The sequence below is a fragment of the Paenibacillus canaveralius genome, from assembly GCF_047238265.1.
Classification (GTDB): domain Bacteria; phylum Bacillota; class Bacilli; order Paenibacillales; family NBRC-103111; genus Paenibacillus_F.
The window spans coordinates 5,207,926-5,230,360 of sequence record NZ_JBDFMM010000001.1 but is presented as its reverse complement, the minus strand read 5'-3'; the positions used below and the strand labels follow the sequence as shown (position 1 = coordinate 5,230,360).

Sequence of the window (22,435 nt, the reverse complement as noted above, 5' to 3'; positions counted from 1 at the left end):
AGCTTGCGGGGCCGCTCCTGCATAGAGACGGAATGCCGCGCCGGATGCCGCTTTTGTCAGCATAAGAGCAGAAGCGACATACCGGGTCAAAACCTACACATATAAGAAACGAGATAGATCAGGTAAACTAGCAGACAAACTGGGAAATTATTGGAGGAACCGAAGCCATGGAACAATTCAGACTGCCCAAAATTCCGATGCCTAAGCTGGAGCTCCCGCAGGCCATCCAGGAAGTAATGAAGGAAGCCGAAGAGAAGCTGGCGCACCGCCCGAAGCTGCTTCAGCTGTTCAAGAACTGTTTTCCGAATACGCTGGAAACGACGACGAAACTGCTGGATGACGGAACCACCTTCGTCATTACCGGAGACATTCCGGCCTCGTGGCTGCGCGATTCCGTCGAGCAGGTAATCCAATATGTGCCTTTTGCCAAAGAAGACAAGGATCTGCAGCGCATTATCGGCGGCCTGATCAAGCGTCATATCGCTTACATTCATATCGATCCGTACGCGAACGCGTTCAACGAATCAGCCAACGACTGGCATTGGAACACCACCGACATTACGGACATGTCCCCGTGGGTGTGGGAGCGCAAATTCGAGCTCGATTCCCTCTGCTTCTCGATGCGTCTGGCTTATGCTTACTGGAAAGAAACCGAATTGACGGACATTTTCGACGCGGGCTTTAAAGGCGCGATGCGCAAAATCGTCGAGCTGTTCAAAACCGAGCAGCGCCACTTCGAACAGTCGCCTTACCGCTTCACGCGCGACAACGGCATTCCGACCGATTCGCTCCGCAACAGCGGCTTGGGGATGCCGGTCAATTATACGGGCATGGTCTGGTCCGGTTTCCGTTCCAGCGACGACGCCTGCGACTTCCATTACAACATTCCGGCCAATATGTTCGCCGTGGTGGCGCTTCGCCACATGCAGGAATTCGCCGAGTGGGTTTTCCGCGACATGGAGTTCCTGAAGGAGCTGAAAGACCTTGAAGCCGATATCGACCACGGGATTCAGCTTTACGGCATTTACCGTCACCCTGAATTCGGGCCGATCTACGCGTATGAGACGGACGGCTTCGGTAATTACTGCCTGATGGACGACGCGGGAACGCCGGGCCTTATGTCCATTCCGTATCTCGGATACGTGAACGCGGACGATCTGATCTACCAGAACACGAGACGCTTCGCGCTCAGCAAAGAGAACCCGTTCTACTACGAAGGGACCGCGGCAAAAGGAATCGGCAGCCCGCATACGCCTCCGGGCTATATCTGGCACATGGCTTTGTCCATGCAGGGACTGACCGCGACAACGGCCGAGGAGAAGCTGGAGATGATCGCCATGCTCGAAGCGACCGACGCGGATACGGGCTTTATGCATGAAGGCTTCCACGCAGACGATCCGAACACATTCACGAGAACCTGGTTCGCGTGGTCGAACAGCTTGTTCTCCCAGCTCGTGTACCGGGCGATGAAGGACGGATTGCTATGAGCGTGAATCAGCCGGTCGTTCTTTTCTATGATCCGTCGTTTCCGATAAGCACCGCAGAACAAGCACACGTGAAAACAGGCCGGCAGACCGTGCCGGCTTCGCGGCAGGACAACCGGCAGCCGGACTCCGGTTCCGCTGGGGGAAGCGCCATCGGCGATGCGCTCCGGACCGATACCCTGGCGGGTATCGGGAGATTCGTCAGCGCCGACGGCCTGGCCGAAGCCCTGAACGAAGCGCCAGGGGGCTGCTTCGTGAACCTGCACGCGCCGTACTTCCCGAAGGCGGCGTGGCCGGCCATTCTCGGCTTCCTGACGAGAGGAGGAAGCCTGATCTCCGTCGGCGGCGCGCCGTTCAAGCATCCGGTGCGCCGCGACGGCGGCGACTGGTATGTGGAAGCCGAGCAGACGGCTTACCACCAGGAGCTGCACATCCACGAAGCGCTTCGCGTGGATGCTTCTTCCGCAGCGGGGCTGTCCGCTTCGGACACGATCCCGCTGCTTGCGGGACAGGAATCGCTCTTTGACGTATCGGAAACGTGGAATCTCGTGCCGCACGTCACCAAAACGAGCGATCTGCCGCACCAGATGGGCTCCGCCGGACCGATGAGCACGCAGATTTATCCGCTGCTCAAAGGGGTTACCGCGGAAGGCCGCGAAGTGTCGGCCCCCGTCGTGCTGTGGGAAAACTCGCGCGGCAAGTTCGAAGGCTCGCGCTGGCTGTTCGTAAACCAGCCGTTGCATGCGCAGTTTTGGGAGCAGGGCGGCGCCGCGGCGCTCAAGCAGTGGACGGAGTTCTGCGCGGCGGGCGTCACCGAGCTGTGGCTGAAGCCGAACTATGCGTCCTACGAGGAGGGCGAGCGTCCTCAGCTTACGCTGCAAACCCAGCGCGTGACGCGCGTACACGGAGCGGGCCGCGTGAAGACGGCGGAGAGCTGGACGTTCTCCATCACCGTGGAGCACGAGAGTTCCTCCGACCGCTGGAACCATGAGCTCCGGCAGGAGATTACCGGCGAATTCGGCCTTGTCCGCATCCCGGTTCCGCTCGACATTCGAAGCGGCTTGTACCGGGTAGAGTGCCGTGCCGAGTCGGCTGGCGGCGAGATTCGCATCCTGCGCCAGGGCTTCTGGGGCCTGGACGCCGGTCTTCTGGCGGAAGGCCAGCCGATCGGCCGGGACCGCGACTACTTCATCCAAGACGGCAGGCCGTTGCCGGTTGTCGGCATGACCTATATGACTTCCGACGTGGCCCGCAAGTTCCTGTTCCTGCCGAACGCGGCCGTATGGGACCGCGATATGGCCCAGATGGCCCGCGCAGGCATCAACTGGATCCGCACCGGAATCTGGACCGCTTACCGCAATATCATGCAGGTGGACGGCCATGTGTCGGAGGATGTGCTCCGGGCGATCGACGCGTTCCTGATGACCGCCAAGAAGCACGGTTTGCAGGTTACGTTCACGTTCTTCTCTTTCACGCCGGAAACGTGGGAAGGCGTCAATCCTTACCTCGATCCGCAGAGCGTGGAAGCGCAGAAGCGGTTTATCCGCTCCATCGTTTCGCGCCACCGGAATACGAAAAACGTGGATTGGGATCTCATCAACGAACCGTCCATGTTCGAGCCGGAAAAAATCTTCTCCGCCGGCCCCCGTTCCTGCCACGATCCTTTTGAGAAAAGAGCCTTCATAGAGTGGCTCCGTGAGCGCCACGACTCTGTCGAAGCGCTCCAGGAACGGTGGAACATGTCTCCGGAGCAGCTTCCTGATTTTGAGGCGGCTGTCGTGCCGGAAGCCGGAGAGATCAACTTTGATGTGCAAGACATGCACCGCGGCAAGAAAGGGACCCGCTGGCTGGATTACTGCCTGTTCTCCATGGACATGCACAACCGCTGGGCGAAGGAGCTTTACGAGACAATCAAGGAACAGTGTCCGGATCATCTTGTGACCGTCGGACAGGACGAAGCGCTGGGAGCCCAGAGACCGTCGCCGTTCTTCTACGAAGAAGCCGTCGACTATACGACCGTTCACTCCTGGTGGCTGAACGATCAGCTTCTGTGGGACGGCATTTTCACCAAAACGGCGCATAAGCCGAATCTCGTCCAGGAAACCGGCATCATGTACGTGGAAACGCCGGACGGCCGGGCGAAGCGGACCGAAACGGAGCTGCGCAGCCTGCTGGAGCGCAAGTACGCTTACGCGTTCGCGACAGGCGGCGCCGGGGCGGTTCATTGGATCTGGAACACGAACTTTTATATGGATAATGCCAACGAATCGCATATCGGAGCATTAAGAGCGGACGGCACGGAGAAGCCGGAAGCGGACGTTTCGTATCATTTCGGAACGTTCATGGCCGCTATCCGCGATTTGTTCCGGGAACGGAAGCTGGAAGATACCGTCGCCGTTTTCCCTTATTCGAACGATTTTTCGAACCGGAAGCTGGCGTTCGAGGCCACGACCCGGCTGACGCGTGTGCTGGCTTACCAGCTTAACCAGCCTTTCCGCGCGGCATCCGAGTATCACCTGGCTGCGCTGGAGCAGGGACCTGTGAAGCTGATCCTGCTGCCGAGCGCCCACAACGTGGACGATGGGGCGATGGCGGAGCTCGTGGAGTTTGTAAAACGCACGGGAGCCGTGCTGCTGGCGACAGGTCCGCTGGGCATCGACGCGTACTGGAGAGAGACGGACCGCCTGGACGATGTGCTGGGCAGCGGCAAGCTCGCCAATGTGCGGCGGGAAGAAATGCTGAGCATCGGCGGCTCCGTCCAGCCGGTTTCATTCGGGCAGAGACGCATCGCCGAAACCGTCAAGGAAGTCCGCCGGAACGGTGAGGCTGAGGGAGACGGCATCGGCACGGAATCCGCAGCCGGAACCGCAGCCGGCCTAACGGGACAAGAAGCTGACAGCCCGCAGGGCGATGCTGTTGTGGATATCCCGCTCGGCAAAGGCCGTCTGATCTGGAGCCCGCTGCCCGTCGAGCTCAACGAAAGAACGGAACCCGTCGCCGAGCTGTACCGGTACGCCCTTGAGGCGGCCGGCTGCGAGAGCGGCCTGGAATGGCGCCGCGGAGGCAATCTGCCGGGCGTGTACGGCCGCAAAATCAGCTTCAAAGAAGGCTCGCTCTTCGTCTTCGTGTCCGAGTTCGCCTGGGACGTCCCGGTGGAAGTGAAGGACACGGAGACCGGCGCGGTCTACTCCTTCCTGCTGGAGCAAGAGCGGTCCGTTCTTTTCGCGGCCGATCCGGCAGGCAAGCTTCTTGCCGTATACCGGCCGGACGAGGTCCAAATCACCGTAGGCAGCGAGTAAGACGGGTGGGAGCGTAAAGGTACGTGTCCGGGTACGTGTCCGGGTTTGCACGTGCCTGCGTTATCCTTGACCCGTCAGGCAGCCGCTTGTTTTTAACTGATGACAATTCATGCTGGAGACACGACGCCCTTGACGGGGCGCTCTCCGGCTCTTTTTTCAAATAAAAGATCTCACAAGGCATTACCGCAAAGAGAGGGAGGCGAACGATCATGAGCAAAAAAAGAACGGCGCACATCATTTCCCACACGCACTGGGACCGCGAATGGTACCTGCCTTACGAAAAACACCACGTCCGGCTCGTGAAGCTGGTCGATACGCTACTGGATAAACTGGATGCGGGCCCGGATTACAAAAGCTTTTATCTCGACGGCCAGACGATCATCCTCGAAGACTATTTGCAGGTTCGGCCTGAGCAGAAGGAACGTCTGGAGAAATACATCCGCGAAGGGCGCATTTTCATCGGCCCCTGGTACATTCTGCAGGATGCTTTCTTAACCAGCCCCGAGGCGAATGTGCGGAATATGCAGATCGGACATCAGGATGCCAAACGCTACGGCCCCGTGTCCAAAATCGGTTATTTCCCGGATACGTTCGGCATTTACGGGCAGGCTCCCCAGATTTTGCGTCAGGCTGGCATCCGCAACGCGTTCTTCGGACGCGGCGTAAAGCCGACGGGCTTTAACAACACCGTATCGGATTCGGGATACGAATCTTCGTTCTCGGAGCTGACCTGGGAAGGAACGGACGGTTCCAAGGTGCTCGGCGTCCTGTTCGCAAACTGGTATTCCAACGGCAACGAAGTGCCCGCCGGGGAAGAGGAAGCGAAGGAGTACTGGACCCGCAAGCTGGCGGATGCCGAGAAGTATGCATCCACGGGCGAGCTTTTGTACATGAACGGATGCGATCATCAGCCGATTCAACTGGATCTGCCGGAAGCGATCGAAACGGCGCGGAAGCTTTACCCGGACACGGAGTTCGTCCATTCGAACTTCGCGGCCTATCTGGAAGCGCTGGAAGGCAGCGTGGAGCGCGAGCTGTCCTCCGTCAAAGGCGAGCTGCGCAGCCAGCGCACGGACGGTTGGTCTACGCTCGTTAACACCGCGTCGGCGCGCGTCTACTTGAAGCAGATGAACCAGGAAGGCCAGGCTTTGCTTGAAAAAGTAGCCGAGCCGCTCGCTTCCTTCGCCCATCTGCTCGGCGAGAAGTACCCGCATCATCTGTTTACGTATGCCTGGAAAACGTTGATGCAGAACCATCCGCACGACAGCATCTGCGGCTGCAGCGTGGACGAAGTGCACCGCGAAATGGTGACGCGGTTCGAGAAGAGCCGCCACGTGGCGGAATCCATCGTGGACGACAGCAAGCGTGCCATCGCGGAAGCGATAGACACGACCGTGTTCGCGGGCTTCGGCGAGGATGCCCTTCCGGTCGTCGTGTTCAACACGACAGGCTGGGAGCGCACCGGCACCGTGTCCATCGAGCTCGATGCGGCGCGTCTGTACTTCCGGGAAGGCTATTCCCTGGAAGAAACGGCAAGCCGCATGAAGAACGTGGACCTGTCGGGCCGCGTGCTCGTCGACGCGGAAGGAAACGTCATCCCGTGCACGGTGGAAGACCTCGGTCTTCTGTTCGGCTACGACCTGCCGGACGATCAGTTCCGCCAGCCGTATTCGTGCCGCAAGGTGAAACTGACGTTCGAAGCCCGGAACGTTCCGGCGCTCGGACTCCAGACCTACGCGTGGGTGCGCAGCGAGAAGGCGCCTGCCGCGCCTGCTTCCCTGTTCGCAGGCGAACGCGTCATGGAGAACGAGAACCTCAAGGTCGAGATCGCGCAGGACGGATCGTTCGCGCTGACCGACAAGGCGAGCGGACGGACGTACCGCGATCTCGGCGTGTACGAGAACACCGGAGACATCGGCAACGAGTACATGTACAAGCAGCCGGAAGGCGAAACCGCGCTGACGACGAAAGGTCTTCCCGCACAGGTTCGCGTGCTGGAAGACACGGCTTTCCGCGCTTCCGTGGAAATCGTCCACGAGTGGGAGATTCCCGTGTCCGCCGACGAGACGCTGGACCGTGAGCAGCGGGAAATCGTGTATTTCCCGCACCGTAAAGCCCAGCGTGCCGCCGAGACGGTGCCGATGGTCATCCGCACCGTCGTCAGCCTGGACCGCGGAGGCAAGGGCGTGGAGCTGTCCGTCTCCTTCAACAACCAGGCGAAGGATCACCGCCTCCGCGCGCTGTTCCCGACGGACCTTCAGGCCAGCTCGCATGCGGCCGATTCCGTTTTCGAAATTGCCCGCAGAGACAACGAGCCTGCGGCCGAGTGGGAAAACCCGAGCAACACGCAGCATCAGCAGGCGTTTGTCGATGTGAGCGAGGCGCAGGCCGGTTTGACGGTCGCCAACCTCGGCCTGAGCGAGTACGAAGTGCTGCGCGACGGGCGCAACACCATCGCCGTGACGCTGCTCCGTGCGGTTGGAGAACTCGGCGACTGGGGATTGTTCCCGACACCGGAAGCACAGTGTCTGGGCGAGCAGACGGCACGCCTGATGCTTATTCCGCACGGCGGTGACGGCGTCACCTCCGGCGCTTATGCGCAGGCGTACCAGTTCCAGATTCCATGGACCCTCTGCCAGACCGGCGTGCATACAGGCGCTGTTCAGCCTGTTTATGCGCCCGTCCAGTGGGAGGGCCGGGAGCTGGCCTTCTCCTCGCTCAAAATGAACGAGGAGTCCGGAGATATCCTGCTCCGCTGGTTCAACATGAGTTCGGAGCAGGCAGAGCTGCCTATCCGCACTTCGCTGCCTCACAGAGGCTTCTACAAGAGCAGCATTATGGAGGAAGCCGGGGAGGCGATCCCTGCGGAGGGCGGCGCTATCCGCGTCTCTGTCGCGCCTCATGAGATCGTGACCATCGGGCTTCGCCGATAGAATAATAAAATGATTAAAGCCGGAGCGCTCTGCTCCGGCTTGTTCTTTTTGTTATGAAAGTTAAGCGAGCGAATCGTGAAAAATAAGCCAAAGTTTCGGAAGTGAGAAGCTCGTCGCCAATTATTCTTGGTTTTCATCTACATTCCAGCTTTTTCGCAGCTTCCGAATATAACAGATTTGCCCAATGTGATAGGCATTATGAGTGGATAAATTTCCAAGTAACTCCCACCACTTGGCGGATACCGGAAACCCGATTACATCACTTTCGACTTTTTCTTCAGTAAGCAGATCCTGCCATTTTAAAAGCACATCTACTAATTGATCTTTTAAATCAGTGAATTTTTTGTCCTTAGGAATTATAAAACTTTTATTATTATTTCCTATGGGAGGCACAGTATTGACATCAGATGTTTGGTACCTGGTTTGCCATGTTTCATTCCAATAAAGTAAATGCTGCACAATTTCAGCGATACTATGACTATCTTCACTAGGTTTCCAAAAAGCTGCTTCCTCGGACAAATTTTCGACTGCAGCTGAAAATGGCAGGTACCAGCTAGGGTCATCAGCATTTGCCAATAATTGATCGGATAAAATATCTTTTACATGAACCATACTTTCCACACTCCTCCTTACTAATATGCGGCCTGCTAGTATTCATATTGAACCAACGTTCGCCGTCAGTTCAATGGCAAAATTCGATTCTAGTATTATTTTCCCATCGGACTTTTATCTTAACCTAAGCACACGAAGAAGAGGGGCAAAGTTCAAACCGCGCTCGCAATTGAGCTTAGGTACAAGCAAGGATTAATGGACGGCATCTACATGTATCAGCGCGTATTTGGTAATTAATTGCTGAATATGTTCTTTTTATTGTCCTACTACTACAAATATCCCGCCATCCGGTTGACACAACCGGGGGAGATGTTATAATACTCTACGAACCCAATTGATAATGAATCTCATTATTAATGAGAAACGTTCTTATTACCGATCTACATATACAAAATTACCCGCCCAAAGGACAGCTTATGAAAAAGAGATATCTGGTGATCGCGCTTATCGTTTTATCCGTCGCATCGATCTTTATCGGGGTGAAAGACATCAGCCCCCTGGATCTGTTCAACCTTAGCGACGATAAAGTCCATATCCTGCTTGTCAGCAGACTTCCCCGGCTTGTCAGCATCCTGATCGCGGGCATGAGCATGAGTGTCATCGGTCTGATCATGCAGCAGTTGAGCCGCAACAAGTTCGTGTCGCCGACTACGGCCGGTACGATGGATTCCGCAAGGTTCGGCATTCTGGTCTCCATGATGCTGTTCACCTCCGCAGGTCCGCTGGAGAAGATGCTTATCGCTTTCGTATTCGCCCTGCTGGGAACGTTCATCTTTATGAAGATTCTCGACCGCGTGAAATACAAGGACACGATTTTTATCCCGCTGGTGGGTCTGATGTTCGGAAATATCGTAAGCTCTATCACCACTTTTTTCGCTTACAAAAACAATCTTATTCAAAATATGTCCTCCTGGCTGCAGGGTGATTTCTCGATGGTGATGAAGGGCCGGTACGAAATCATGTACGTTTCGATTCCGGTGCTCATTATCGCGTATCTGTTCGCCAACCGGTTTACGATTGCCGGCATGGGGGAGGAGTTCTCCACCAACCTGGGGCTGAAGTACAAACAGGTGGTCAACATCGGGCTCGTCATCGTGGCCCTGGTGTCCTCGGTCGTCATTTTGACGGTCGGTACGCTGCCGTTCCTGGGACTGATTATCCCGAACATCGTTACGCTCTACATGGGAGATAATCTGAAAAAGGCGCTGCCCCACACCGCCTTGCTCGGAGCCGTGTTCGTCCTTTTCTGCGACATTCTGGGACGAATCATCATCTTCCCGTATGAGATTTCGATCGGGTTAACGGTCGGGGTTATCGGAAGCGGAATCTTCCTTTACATGCTGCTGGCAAGGAGAAAGGCCCTATGAATTCACAAGCAAAAGTTAAAATCAGCCTCCTTGCCGTACTCGCGCTTGTGCTTATCGCGCTGTTTCTCGTGATCGACGCTTCCGGCAACTGGGATTACGTGCTTCCCCGCAGGGGGAAGAAGATTCTGGCGATTATCCTGACGGGCGGCGCCATCGCCTTCTCGACGATGGTGTTCCAGACCATCACGAACAACCGGATTCTGACGCCGAGCATCATCGGTCTCGATTCGCTCTACATGCTGTTTCAGACCGCGATCGTGTTCCTGGCCGGCTCCGCGAGCTTCCTGATGAACAAGAACGTGAATTTTCTTATCTCCGTCGGCCTGATGGTTGCCTTTACCGGCGTGCTGTATAAGCTGCTTTTCAAAAAGCAGGGGCAGAACTTGTACTTCCTCCTGCTGGTGGGGCTGATTTTCGGGACGTTTTTCCAGAGTATCTCTTCCTTTATGGAAGTGCTGATCGACCCTAACGAATTTCTGATCGTGCAGGACAAAATGTTCGCCAGCTTCAACAACGTGAATACGGACTTGCTCGTCATATCCGTTGTGATGATCGCTCTGGTGGGTGTTTATTTTGCAAGATTCACGAAATATCTGGACGTCCTGGCGCTGGGCAGAGAACATGCCGTCAACCTAGGCATCGATTACGACTATGTGGTCAAAAGACTGCTCGTCGTCGTCGCCATCCTGATTTCGATCGCTACCGCTCTAGTAGGGCCGATTACGTTCCTGGGCCTGCTTGTCGCGAACGTGGCGCACGAATTTCTCAAGACGTTCCGGCACAGCGTGCTGATTACCGGCTCCATCCTTATCTCCATTATCGCTTTAGTGGGAGGCCAGCTGATTGTAGAGCGGGTATTCACCTTCTCGACAACTTTGAGCGTGATCATTAACTTCATCGGTGGGGTCTACTTTATCTATCTGCTATTAAAGGAGAAAAAATCGTGGTAGAAGTCAAGGGCGTATCCAAACTATACGGCAGCAAGCATGTGGTCGAGAACGTGTCGGTCCAGATCGCCAAAGGCAAAATCACTTCCTTCATCGGTCCCAACGGCGCCGGCAAAAGTACGCTGCTGTCCATGGTGAGCCGCTTGATCGACAAAGATCAGGGGGAAGTGCTCATCGAAGGCAAGGAAATCGGACAGTGGAAGAGCAACGATCTGGCCAAGAAGATTTCCATTCTCAAGCAGTCCAACCATATCAACATTCGTCTGACGATCCGCGATCTGGTCGGTTTCGGACGGTTTCCCTACTCGCAGGGCCGGTTAACCGCCGAAGATAAGAAGTACATCGACGAGGCCATCCAGTATATGGAGCTCGGGGATATCCAGGATAAATACCTGGATGAGCTGAGCGGCGGCCAGCGGCAGAGAGCTTACCTCGCGATGGTGCTTGCCCAGGATACCGAGTACATCCTGCTCGATGAGCCGCTCAATAACCTGGACATGAAGCATTCCGTCCAGATTATGAAAGTGCTTCGCAGACTGGTGAGCGAGCTGGGCAAGACGATCGTGATCGTCATTCACGATATTAATTTCGCGTCCTGCCACTCGGACTATATCGTCGCTTTGAAGAACGGACGTGTCGTGAAAGAGGGCACAACGGACGAGATCATCGACTCCGCCGTTTTGAAAGAGATTTACGATATGGACATCGAAATTCACAACCTAAACGGCAACCGGATTTGCACGTACTTCGCTTAGGGAACGAGTTCCCGCCAAACGCTTTTTTACAAAATGGTAACCCATTAGACGGATGATGCCGGTCGGTATCATGCCCGCTAACTAAAAAACCAATTAAACCCATAGGAGTGATTGCAATGAGTAAGAAATTATCCCTGCTTCTCATGACCCTCGTACTGGCCGTTATGGCTGCCGCGTGCGGCAATAAAGAGGCGGCTACCACGTCGTCCAAAGAAGGAACGGCTCCAACGGCCGCGGCTTCCAAAGAGCTGACGATTAAGCACCAGCTGGGCGAAACGAAAGTAAAAACGAACCCTGCCAAAGTGGTCGTATTCGATATGGGTGTCCTGGATTCCCTGGATAAACTGGGTGTAGAAGTAGCGGGCGTACCGCAGGACGGCCTGCCGACTTACCTTAAGAAGTACAAAGAAGCCAAATACACGAACGTCGGCAGCCTGAAAGAACCGGCTTTCGAAGTGATCAACAAGCTGAAACCGGACCTCATCATTATTTCCGGCAGACAGCAGGACGCTTACAAAGAATTGAGCAGCATCGCCCCGACTATTTTCATGGGCGTAGACGCGAAGAGATACATGGAATCCTTTAAGGAAAACGCGAAGCAGCTCGGCCAGATTTTCGGCAAAGAAGCTCAAGTGGATCAAGAGCTTGCCAAAGTCGACGAAGCGATCAAAGGCATCAAAGATAAAGTCGGCGCAGGCAGCAAAAACGGTTTGATTACCCTCGTAAACGGCGGTAAAATCAGCGCTTACGGCCCGGGTTCCCGTTTCGGCATCATTCACGACGTATTCGGCGTTCCGGCCGTAGACAAAACGATCGAAGTATCCACGCACGGTCAAAGCATTTCCAACGAATTTATCGTAGAGAAAAACCCGGATTACCTGTTCGTTATCGACCGTGACTCCGCAATCGGTACGGAAAGCGCGGGAGCCAAGAAAGTCATCGAGAACGAACTCGTGAAAACGACGAAAGCGTTCAAAGAAGGCAACATCATTTATCTGAACCCGGACTACTGGTACCTGTCCGGCGGCGGACTCGTATCCGTATCCGAAATGGTGAAAGAAGTCAGCGCAGGGATTAAGTAAGTCAGAGTAAAGCAAAAAACCACCCGGATCAGACGATCCGGGTGGTTTTTCTGTCTTTCGACATTTTTATTTAATATTCGTTTACTTCAAATGTAATGATTTTGTCGTAAATAATGTAATCGTTTCTTTGTTTGAAAGGACCTTTATTATTATCATGTTTGTTAATGGCAAAAGATACAGGACCTGTGCCTTTAGCTTTTGTTTCATACCAGGTGATAAACTGATTTACTTCCTTCATTGAAAGGTCATATTCTTTCTCCGTGCCGTTCATCAAAGTGATAACAAGTAGGGCACGACCAGCCGGATCGGGGTTTCCTGGTGTTTCCGGATCGGTCGGCGTTTCAGGTTCAGATGGATTCGAAACTTCCCCGCCAATTGCAAAGACAGAGCCGTCAAAATCGGCTATATAGATTGTACCGTCCGCGGCAATTGCCGGAGCCGAAGTGAGCGTGGAGGCTTTCAGATCAAGAGTCCATTTTTGAACTCCCTTAGCATTCAAAGCAAGTACCTTACCGTCTGTGCCCAAAAAGATGGTTCCGTTTTTGTCGATAATCGGAGAGGCTTGGATCATACCCGCGGCATATGTCCATTTTAAAGTTCCGTCGGGGTTAATCGCAAAGAAGGTTTGAGTTCCGTTGCCTACATAAATGGTACCGTCCGGTCCGACTACAGGATCTATGACTGCTCTTGATGTGCTCGTTTTTTCAACGGAAAATTTCCACTTTAAAGTCCCGTCAGGGGAAACCGCATGGACGAACCCTTCCTGGCCTGCTACATAAATCGTGCCGTCTTGAGCTAGAGCAGGAGCAGAAGGAGTGTATTTGGTGCCTACACCTGTATACTCCCATTTCTTGACGCCTGTTTTGGAATCATAAGCATATAAAGAACCGAAACCGTTGGAGCCTGCTTTAAAATACAAGGTACCGTCTGCGGCCAGCGCCAGGTATCCGGGTGAATAGTTTGCATTAAAGGAAGATTTCCATTTTTGAGTGCCGTCAGGCCGGTAAGCCACAAGTCTGCCTCCTGCACCAGCCAAGTAAATGGTACCATCGGCATCTATTGCCGGTTGGGACGGGTAGCCATTATCTAATGGAAGATCACTGGCTATACCTGTAACGAGATCAATCGATTTTAAATTTTTTCCGGCAGGAACGAGAAGTTTTTTATCTTTACTTATAACGGGAGAACCGTGGGTAAGTTCTTCCGATGTTGAATAGAGCCATTTGCGGGTCCCATCGGGATTAATGGCGTGCATTTTGTAAGCGGGGGTTGCATTAATTTCATAGCTCTTGAGGAAGAGAGTTCCGTTCTCATCCAAAACAACGGACGAATTTCCGCCCGAAGGCATTTTGTAAGTCCACTTTAAATGAATGTTTTGATCAACTGCTTTAAACTGAGAATTTCTGTTCCAATTGGCACCAAGTGGCTGCATGGAACCTGTATCATAGAGTCCTTGCTGATAAGCACTTCCCTGACTGAATGATGGAGTTGCAGCCATAGTGGCTGTTTCAAAGGTGAAAAACAAACAACTTAGAATAGCTAAGGAGATAAAACATTTAATCCTTTTCAAAAAAATTCATCCTCTCCCTTAATATTTATTATATTATCGGTTTATTATAAATAATAATTAATAGTAATTTATAATAATTAGTTATTAATAAATAATTAGGGAGTGGATGAACTTAATAAAATAAAGCTGTTTCACGAGATCAGTGTTTTTTAATGCGAAGCGGGCCCGTGCTGCTGGTTGGGGTCCAGCTTCTCCCGGCTCATCGCAATGGCGCATACGAGCGCCAGCGCCGCGGGCAGCACCGTCCATGCGAACGTATGGACGATGGAGGAGGACAGCGCCTGCGTGATCTTATCGAGTACGGGAGCGGGGATAAGCGCCCGTTTGGCCGGATCGAGCAGACTGCGCGCATCGCTCGTATCGAGCCCCTGAGGTGCCTGAGCCTGTCCGGCGAACGATTCCGTGAGCTTGCGGGTGAACGCGTGGCTCTGAATGATGCCGAAGATCGTAATGCCCAGCGTCATGCCGAGCGAGCGGAGGAAGTTCAGCGTACTGCTCGCGGAGCCGCGCTGGCGCGCATCGAACAGATGAATCGCGGCATTGCTCAGCACGGAGAAGGAAGCACCGATTCCGAGGCCGACGATCACCATGTAGATCGTGACCAGCCACCGGGGGGAGTCGGGGTTCAGCGTGGTGAGCAGGAGAGTCCCTGCCACGAGAATGGCGGTAGTCGGAATCATTATGGCGCGGTAGCTCACCTTGTTCATGAGGAAACCGCCTCCCGTGGCCGTCACGACGGAGCCCAGCATCATCGGCAGCAGAACCATGCCGGAATTCGTGGCCGAGCCGCCGAGTACGCCCTGGACGAAGATCGGGATATAGACGGACGCCGTAATAAAAGCGGCTCCGCTGAAGATCGCGGTCGCGTTGCTCGTGGCGTAGAGCCGGTTTTTGAACATGCCGAATGAAATAATCGGTTCGGCCACCCTTTTTTCGATGAACAGAAACAGAACCGCCAGGACGGCGAAACCTGCGAACAAGCCCAGAATAACCGCGGAATCCCAGGCATATTCTTTGCCTCCGAGTTCCAGAGCGAACATCAGGCAGATAATGGCCCCGACCAGGGTGACCGCGCCCATCCAGTCGATTTTTTGCTTGGAATGCTCGTGCGATTCTTTGTAGAACACCGCAATAAAGACCAGAGCGATTAATCCGAGTGGAAGGTTGATGTAGAAAATCCATTCCCAGTGGATGTAGTCCGTGATGTAAGCACCCAGGAGGGGGCCGAAAATGCTGGACATGCCGAACACGGCGCCGAACAGTCCGCCGAGCTTGCCGCGCTGCTCCACGGGCACCGCATCGAACATGATCGTGAACGCGATAGGAACAAGAGCTCCGCCGCCGATTCCCTGAATCGCCCGATAGATGCTGAGCTGGATGATCGAAGTTGCCGTTCCGCACAGAATGGAGCCGATCATGAAGACGATAATGCCGAATACAAAAAACTTCTTGCGGCCGTACATGTCCGACAATTTGCCGAAAATCGGCATGCCGGCCATTTCAGCTACCATGTAAGCGGAAGTAACCCACACGAATTTGTCGAGTCCGCCGAGCTCCCCGACAATCGTTCCCATGGCCGTCGAGACGATCGTATTGTCCATGGAGGCCATCAGAATGCCGAGCAGGAGCCCCGCAATGACGATGCCCAGATGTTTGGTTTTAGCAGATGCCATAAAGCTTGTTTCCTCCGATTCAATGAAATGATTTACAGGGCCGTGACGCAGCCCCATTCGCTTTGTGCCCTTTAAGAACCGCCTTTCCTATAAAAGAGGGTCCAGGATAGGACTAGTGCGAGCTTGCTGAAATCGCGGCCGTATTTTCCGCCGTTTCGGAGGCGGCTTGAGAATAAGGGCACCCGTATGCTCCCGTATCAAGTTTGAAGTTAACTTGCTGTCTTTATCCGCGAAAGCCTCGTCTTCCGTATTTCAATATAAACAGATGCACTCTGCTTGTCAAAGCAATTTAGGTGGACTTAATCTCATAGGAGTCTTCTTATTTTCTCCCTCCGGATTTCCGGAATAAGGAAAAAAAGTGCGCCTCCGTAATCTTTACGGAGTACTGCTGAAATATCAGCAAAAAGTAAGGAAAGGGGTCCTCCTCTTACCTTCCCGATTGAAACTTCGTCCCCGCGGCCCTAGAATGGAAATGTCCGGAAATGAGCGCGAGGTGATGGAACATGTCCAAAGCGGATAACATGCTTGCCGTGCTGTGGCACTTAAAGTCAGGAAGAAAAATGACCGCCCGCGAACTGGCCGAGGCGCTTGAAATCAACATCCGGACCGTATACCGGTACATAGATGCGCTCTGCGCCAGCGGAGTGCCGATACTCGCGGATTCCGGCCATAACGGCGGTTACAGTCTGCTGCCGAATTTCCGGGAGGCGCCGCTCTTCTTTAATGCCGCCGAGCAGAAGGCCCTCGTTCATGCCGCCATATTCGCGCAGGAAGCGGGCTACCCGTTCGGGGACGCGCTGAACAGCGCCGTGGGAAAACTCAAGCAGTATACGAACCCCGAGCAGCTTAACGCCATCCGGCGGCACGAGGCGGGCTTCGACGTCATTCATCCCCCGACGGATTCTTCCCTGGAGGCGTATCTTCAGATGCTGGAGATAGCCGTTGCTGACGGGCATACCCTCCATATGGAATACAGCAAGGGAAGTTTAACGGGGAGCCAAGTTCAGAGCCGGAGTATTGATCCGTACGGGCTCGTTCACTGGAAAAGCAAATGGTATTTGGTCGCCTTCTGCCACCTTCGCGGCGAGCTCCGAAGCTTTCGCGTCGACCGTATCCGGGCTTTGTCCCTGACTGAGGGGGTCTTTACCAGGCCGGCGGGGTTTTCCGCCCGCCAGTTTTTTATGAACAATCTTCTGCCCGATACGAGCCGGGAGGATCAGCTTGTCTCCATCGTCATACAAGGGGCGCCTAAGGCGATAACCGAACTGTGCGATCACTGGCTCTTCAGCCATGCGATAGTCGACCGAACGACGGATCAGATTCATATGAAGCTGGAAGAAAAGGCGATCCGCAGCTTTGTCCCTTATTTTCTGATGATCTACGGGAAGTCGATCCGAATTGTCGAACCTCCCCTGCTGAAAGAGCAGCTGGTTCACGTAACATCCGGTCTGCTTGAATTTTATAAACAGCTTTAGCTTTTCACTGACCGGAATTGTCAGTTAATGCGGGTTATCCTAATGAGGCAAGGAAGCTTCGGGTAAAAAGAAAAAACCCGGACGACGGGCAGTCTCCGGCGTACAGGTGGCGTCCCGTGACGGCGGTCACCCGCAAGCGGTTAATAGGGCTTGGGGCGAAGTTATGCGCAGGCCGTAAAAGCAGCACCTCAACATATCCACAGGAACAGGGAGGAAACGAAAATGACATCGGATACGCATAATCAGGAGCTGGAAAAGACCGCTGTATTGAGCGGTTACGCGGAGCAGCAGTACGACTACCATGTGTGGGCGAACGAGAAAGTTTTTGCAGGTCTCAAAGCCTTGCCCGAGGAGCTGTCCTTCGAGCAGATCCAGAGCATTTTTCCGTCCGTTGCGGACGCTTTGAATCATATCTACATGATGGATGAAATGTGGCTGGTTATTATGAAAGGGGGCGGCTTTGAAGAAGCCAGGAAAGTCGTAACGGACCTTTATGCACAGGGCCGGGGGGACTCGCTGGACGAATTGCAGAAGAAATTCGCTCTGGCCATGGAGAAGTACCGGGCTTTCTTCGCCGAGGGGGAAGGCGCAGCCGCCGAAACGGCTCCGTCGCATCCGCAGTTCGGTTCCCTGGAAACCCATGTTTATGCGCTCGTTCAGCATGTGGTGAATCACGGGACGTATCATCGCGGCAATATATCCGCCATGCTGCGCCAGTTCGGTCATAAGGGCACCCCGACCGACTATATTGCGTTTTTGTTCGAACGCGGCCTTCGCTAAGAAATTAGCTCCATTAGCTTTTAAGAACATGCCGTACATAAGTGTTAAGTAAAATACCCTGAAAAGAACTCGGAATCCGAGTTCTTTTCTTTTATTTTGGCAAGGATGATGGTAAGATATAAAACCCGCCGTTAACAAATTTTAAATCTATACACAGGGTTATACACAAATCAACAGCCTAAAAGATCAAGCTGTGCATAAGATTGAATTTTTTATAAACATATCCACATGTGGATTTATCCACAGTTTTCGGCACGGACTAGTCTGTAATTTTTATGTTGACAGTTAGAGGATTAAAACCTATCATAGGATTATACCCGTATGGGTATATTATTAAAGATAATAAAGACAGATACGATATAAGGAGAGAGAGCTGTATGGCCTTTCAAATTCCAAAAAGCTGTACCCCGGAGGAGGTAGCCGCACGGCTCCAAGACGGTGAGGATATGTTTATCCTGGATGTCAGGGAAGATGGTGAATGGGCGGACGGGCATATCGGGCAGGCCGTTCATATCCCGTTGGGACAGCTGATGCAGAGATTGGACGAATTGGACCGGGGCCGGGAAATTACAGTCGTATGCCGAAGCGGCAACCGGAGCGGATTGGCCTGTGAACTGCTTGCGGAGCAGAACTTCAACGTCGTTAACATGACCGGCGGCATGAACGACTGGACGGATCGGGTTTCATACGGGCGTTAGAGCAAGAGGGGAAGCGCCGCAAAAGACGGCGGATAGACCGGCAACCGATTTATAGCTGTCAACAGCGTGAATAGGGAGGGAATGTCGAATGATTATGTGGGAGATCATCGCGGGAATGATGATCTTGGCGCTTGTGCTGAGCTGGCTTCCGGTAAGGGGCTTGTCGTATCTCAGTCAAGAGAAGGCGAGAGAGCTTATGACTTCCAAGGTGGAAGAACGGATTAAAGTACTGGATGTGCGTGACGCTTCGGATTACGAAGAGGCGGCAGGCTTTCCTTCCATTAATATGTCCGTCGGCCGTCTCCCTTACTTGTGGAAGGATGAGTTCTCTCCGGAAGACAGGATTCTGCTGGTCGGGGACTCCAATCGTCATATCAAGAAAGCGGCCCGCTTTTTGAAAAGGCGGGGATTTAAAGGGCTGTACGCCATGCAGCTTCGTTCCGGACTTCGCGCTATGGGGACTTGTCCCGAGAAGACCTGCGGAGCGGGCTGCCCTTAACTAGGAAGCAATCGGCATTACACGGAAAGGAAGATCACGATGAACTACGATGAAAGCATAGTCCGCCGGCTGAAGCGGATGGAAGGCCAGGTACGCGGCATTCTCAAAATGATGGAAGATGAAAAAGACTGCAAAGACGTCGTCGCTCAGCTTTCCGCTGTCAGAAGCGCGGCCGATAAAGCGATGGCTTATATCGTAGCCACCAATCTTGAGCACTGCATCCGGCAGGAGGAAGAGCAGGGCAAGGATACCGGCAAACTGGTGCAGGAAGCTGTCGAGCTTCTTATAAAAAGCCGCTGACCGGAGTTTCCGGGGGCACCGCCTAAACGTTAAATAACAGGAGCTTTCCAGTGATTCCTTATGGGATTAATGGAAAGCTCCTTTTGCTTTCGGAGGGCGTTTTTTTAACAAATTATTAAAATATGGTATGATCAGGCTGTTCCCGATCTCTTTGTTCAGGACCAGGAATTAAGTGAAGAAAGGAAGACTTTTTATCGCAATGAATAGGAAATTAAACGTTTTGCTGACCCATTCTTTTCTCGTTTGTCTTTTACTTGCCCTATGTTTCGGCATGGTGGCGCTGCTGGTCAGCCGCCAGCAGGTTGCCTCCTTCGACGAGACGATCATTTCGTTCGTGCAGGGGGCGGAAAGTCCGGGCTTAACCGCGGCGGCCGCTCTGCTGTCCGAAATCGGTTCCTCGGCCGTCGTCCCGTTTATTACGATCGCCGCCGCTCTGTATTTATACTTCGTGCTGAAGCACCGGTCGGAAGTCATTCTGCTGATCGCCGCTATCGGCGGTTCCGCCATTTTGAATACGATTCTCAAAAAGATCTTCCAGCGGGAACGCCCGACCATCAAAATTATTATGGAAGAGGCCGGATTCAGCTTCCCGAGCGGCCATTCCATGGCCGTGGTCGCCTTGTACGGCATCCTGGTTTATTTGCTTTGGAAGCATATCTCCGGCACGGCGGGAAGAACCGTTCTCATCGTGCTGGCGTCCGCAATGATTGCGGCAATGGGACTCGCCCGCATCTACCTCGGCGTGCATTATCCGAGCGACGTGCTGGGAGGCTATCTGGCCAGCGGTTTCTGGCTGGCCGTCTGCATCTGGACGTACCGGAGCTACCGGAACAAGCGGCGGTACGCCGTAAGATAGCCGGAAGGCCGGGAGGCGGCGGATTCGGAGTAAAGCTTTATACAAATATGTTGAAGGTCCGCCTTCTTTCGGCCGTTCCCAAACCGTTAAACCCGCTGCCCTGTCGGGCGAGTCCGAAGGAACCGGATTTGCGCAATAGCGGCGCAGCCGGGTAGTACGAGTCCGTGTAAGTCCGTGCCAAGACTCAGGGAGCGGCCCGGTATTAGCGAGGATTTCAGCATTGCGGGGTGAACCGCGGAAATCGCTCCTGCCTCATGGCTCTGGCATACGTGTTTGCGCCGATATAGCGGCGACGCTGCAATCCGTGCAGGACTGGCGGAGCAGCATGAGCCGAACGGGCACTGGCCCTGCGGCTGGCAGGACCGGCGGCACGGCGACCGCGCGGTCCCGCGCCGCAGGCGCATACAAGCAAAAGCCCTTCGCACCGAGCGAAGGGCTTTTGCTTTAGGGCTGTTCGGCCTTCAGGCGGTCGAACAGCAGCTTCGCGGCGCCGAACATGCCTGCCGTGCCGCCGAGCTCGGCCGGCACGATCGGGACCGGCGCCGCCGTGTAAGCCGGCATGGTCATGTCCAGGACATGCCGGCGGATCAGATCGAACAGGAAGTCTCCCTGTTCGGTGACGGCCCCGCCCACGACGATGGCGGGCGGGTTGAACGCGTGGATGAGACCGCTGAGCCCCGTGGCGACGTACTCGGCGTACAGCCGCACGATGGCCATCGCGGTCTCGTCCCCGGCGCGGGCGCGCGCGAACAGCTCAGGCGGAGACGCTTCTTCCAGCGTCTCGCCGCCCCGTTCGCGGATGAGGCGCTTCAGCGCGGTCACCGACGCGTACTGCTCCCAGCAGCCGCGGTGGCCGCACGTGCACGGCTCGCCGCCGAAAGCGACGACCATATGGCCGTAGGCTCCCGCGAAGCCGTCACGCCCGTACAGGGGGCTGCCCTCACGGATGTAGCAGCCGCCGACCCCCGTGCCCAGCGCTACGCACAGGAACGTGTCCCAGCCCCGGCCCGCGCCAAGCCACTGCTCGCCGAGGGCGATGACGTTGACATCGTTGTCGACAGCTGCGGGCAGGCCGGAAAGCTTCTCGATGTCCGCGCGCAGCGTCGTTCCGCTCCAGCCGGGCAAGTTATCGGTCGCGAAAGCTACGGTTCCTTCGCGGTTGATGTAGCCGGCGCTGCCGATTCCGGTTCCGGCCAGCTTTACGCCTGCGGCAGCCGCCTCTTCTGAATACGTTTGCATAAGTACGGCAAGCTTAGCCATGAGACCGGCTTTCCCGGCGGATGCTTCCGTCTCGGTTTTGCGGGAGGCGAGCACTTTCCCGTCGGGAAGGATGAGGCCGCTTTTAATGTGGGTGCCCCCAATGTCGATACCGATCGCTGCGTAAGAAGACATGAACCTTTTCCCCCGCTTCGTTATTTTGGAAGAATTAATTTTCCTTAATTAATAGTCTGAAAGAATTTTTACTCCTTTATTATAGGAGATACATGCTGCCCTGTAAACGAAAAAACGGCAGTCGGTCCATAATCGGTACAGCCGGCAAGGCGCCTTCAACCTGTAAAACTCTCCCGCGAAATTACACTTCCTCTCCTGGTTAACGAATACGCGCGGTGCTCGCGTCACATGACGGTGGTCAACCATTATCCGGCCGAGAGGGACTACGCTTTATCCACTTTTCACGTGAGCTTTCTATTTTTCTGCGCAGGCGGCTTCCATCTTTAATAGAAAAGAGGGGCCGCTTTTACCCTTTATCCGTGCACGCTGCTTTGAACATGGTTATAAACCGCATTTGATACCCGGTATTTCAGCCTGTTTTCCGGACCCCGCGCGGTTTTTATAAAACCCGGAAAAACTTTTTTCAAAAAGACGAAAAACCCTGTTTCAAGTTTAAAAGAAGCGGGTATAAAAGCGCATCAGCGTGCCTTAATGTCGAAAAATATTTCGAAATTCTTTTACAGGGAATTGTTGTTGTGACAATTTTTTTACAAACAGAAACTATCTGGACAAGGGTACGTATCTACAAAGGACGTGTAAGGCCAAAGGGAAATAATTCTGTCACTTGAGCGGAAAAGGGGGATAAACCGGCGATATGTAAGCGGTAACGCAGC

The 22,435-nt window shown here is 54.2% G+C and carries 17 protein-coding genes; 13 read left to right on the top strand and 4 right to left on the bottom strand.

Annotated features, from left to right (window positions below):
• The first annotated feature begins 167 nt into the window (after positions 1-167).
• From ABC395_RS23530 to ABC395_RS23520, 3 genes are all read left to right on the top strand, one after another.
• Positions 168-1,487: a glycoside hydrolase family 125 protein gene (locus tag ABC395_RS23530; RefSeq protein ID WP_413006242.1), complete on the top strand. Its 1,320-nt coding sequence runs from the start codon at positions 168-170 to the stop codon at positions 1,485-1,487.
• Positions 1,484-4,783 (top strand): beta-galactosidase, encoded by a 3,300-nt coding sequence (locus ABC395_RS23525; RefSeq protein ID WP_413006241.1) that lies wholly within the window; start codon positions 1,484-1,486, stop codon positions 4,781-4,783. Before ABC395_RS23530 ends, ABC395_RS23525 begins: the two co-directional genes overlap by 4 nt.
• 209 nt (positions 4,784-4,992) lie before the next feature.
• A complete protein-coding gene (locus ABC395_RS23520) occupies positions 4,993-7,716 on the top strand; it encodes an alpha-mannosidase (RefSeq protein WP_413006240.1) in 2,724 nt (907 codons plus the stop codon).
• 120 nt (positions 7,717-7,836) lie between these two features.
• Here the strand turns inward: ABC395_RS23520 and ABC395_RS23515 are convergent, their stop codons facing one another.
• A complete protein-coding gene (locus ABC395_RS23515) occupies positions 7,837-8,328 on the bottom strand; it encodes a DinB family protein (RefSeq protein ID WP_413006239.1) in 492 nt (163 codons plus the stop codon).
• Between the two features lie 416 nt (positions 8,329-8,744).
• Between ABC395_RS23515 and ABC395_RS23510 the strand changes: the two genes are divergently transcribed.
• The 4 genes from ABC395_RS23510 to ABC395_RS23495 all read left to right on the top strand — a co-directional run bounded on the left by ABC395_RS23510 (position 8,745) and on the right by ABC395_RS23495 (position 12,479).
• Positions 8,745-9,695 (top strand): ABC transporter permease, encoded by a 951-nt coding sequence (locus ABC395_RS23510; protein ID WP_413006238.1) that lies wholly within the window; start codon positions 8,745-8,747, stop codon positions 9,693-9,695.
• Entirely contained in the window at positions 9,692-10,645 is a 954-nt protein-coding gene (locus ABC395_RS23505; RefSeq protein ID WP_413006237.1) for an iron chelate uptake ABC transporter family permease subunit, read from the top strand. The genes ABC395_RS23510 and ABC395_RS23505 overlap by 4 nt, the downstream gene beginning before the upstream one ends.
• Positions 10,639-11,397 (top strand): iron ABC transporter ATP-binding protein, encoded by a 759-nt coding sequence (locus tag ABC395_RS23500; protein WP_413006236.1) that lies wholly within the window; start codon positions 10,639-10,641, stop codon positions 11,395-11,397. The genes ABC395_RS23505 and ABC395_RS23500 overlap by 7 nt, the downstream gene beginning before the upstream one ends.
• A 116-nt stretch (positions 11,398-11,513) precedes the next feature.
• Entirely contained in the window at positions 11,514-12,479 is a 966-nt protein-coding gene (locus ABC395_RS23495) for a siderophore ABC transporter substrate-binding protein (RefSeq protein WP_413006235.1), read from the top strand.
• 70 nt (positions 12,480-12,549) lie between these two features.
• On the opposite strand, the gene ABC395_RS23490 is transcribed toward ABC395_RS23495, so the two are convergent.
• Positions 12,550-14,049: an outer membrane protein assembly factor BamB family protein gene (locus ABC395_RS23490; RefSeq protein ID WP_413006234.1), complete on the bottom strand. Its 1,500-nt coding sequence runs from the start codon at positions 14,047-14,049 to the stop codon at positions 12,550-12,552.
• A 149-nt stretch (positions 14,050-14,198) separates the two neighbouring features.
• Positions 14,199-15,722, bottom strand: a complete 1,524-nt coding sequence (locus tag ABC395_RS23485) for an MDR family MFS transporter (protein ID WP_413006233.1) — start codon at positions 15,720-15,722, stop codon at positions 14,199-14,201.
• Positions 15,723-16,225: 503 nt separating this feature from the next.
• On the opposite strand from ABC395_RS23485, the gene ABC395_RS23480 reads away from it, so the two are divergent.
• The 6 genes from ABC395_RS23480 to ABC395_RS23455 all read left to right on the top strand — a co-directional run bounded on the left by ABC395_RS23480 (position 16,226) and on the right by ABC395_RS23455 (position 20,330).
• Entirely contained in the window at positions 16,226-17,197 is a 972-nt protein-coding gene (locus ABC395_RS23480) for a helix-turn-helix transcriptional regulator (protein ID WP_413006232.1), read from the top strand.
• A gap of 222 nt (positions 17,198-17,419) precedes the next feature.
• Positions 17,420-17,977: a DinB family protein gene (locus ABC395_RS23475; RefSeq protein ID WP_413006231.1), complete on the top strand. Its 558-nt coding sequence runs from the start codon at positions 17,420-17,422 to the stop codon at positions 17,975-17,977.
• Between the two features lie 377 nt (positions 17,978-18,354).
• Positions 18,355-18,675 (top strand): rhodanese-like domain-containing protein, encoded by a 321-nt coding sequence (locus tag ABC395_RS23470; RefSeq protein WP_413006230.1) that lies wholly within the window; start codon positions 18,355-18,357, stop codon positions 18,673-18,675.
• 88 nt (positions 18,676-18,763) lie between these two features.
• Positions 18,764-19,174, top strand: a complete 411-nt coding sequence (locus tag ABC395_RS23465; protein ID WP_413006229.1) for a rhodanese-like domain-containing protein — start codon at positions 18,764-18,766, stop codon at positions 19,172-19,174.
• Between the two features lie 39 nt (positions 19,175-19,213).
• Positions 19,214-19,474: a metal-sensitive transcriptional regulator gene (locus ABC395_RS23460; protein ID WP_413006228.1), complete on the top strand. Its 261-nt coding sequence runs from the start codon at positions 19,214-19,216 to the stop codon at positions 19,472-19,474.
• A gap of 199 nt (positions 19,475-19,673) precedes the next feature.
• Positions 19,674-20,330 carry a phosphatase PAP2 family protein gene (locus ABC395_RS23455; protein ID WP_413006227.1) on the top strand — a complete coding sequence of 219 codons (657 nt, stop codon included), beginning with the start codon at positions 19,674-19,676 and terminating at the stop codon, positions 20,328-20,330.
• 444 nt (positions 20,331-20,774) lie between these two features.
• Here the strand turns inward: ABC395_RS23455 and ABC395_RS23450 are convergent, their stop codons facing one another.
• Entirely contained in the window at positions 20,775-21,722 is a 948-nt protein-coding gene (locus ABC395_RS23450) for an ROK family protein (RefSeq protein WP_413006226.1), read from the bottom strand.
• Between the last annotated feature and the right edge of the window lie 713 nt (positions 21,723-22,435).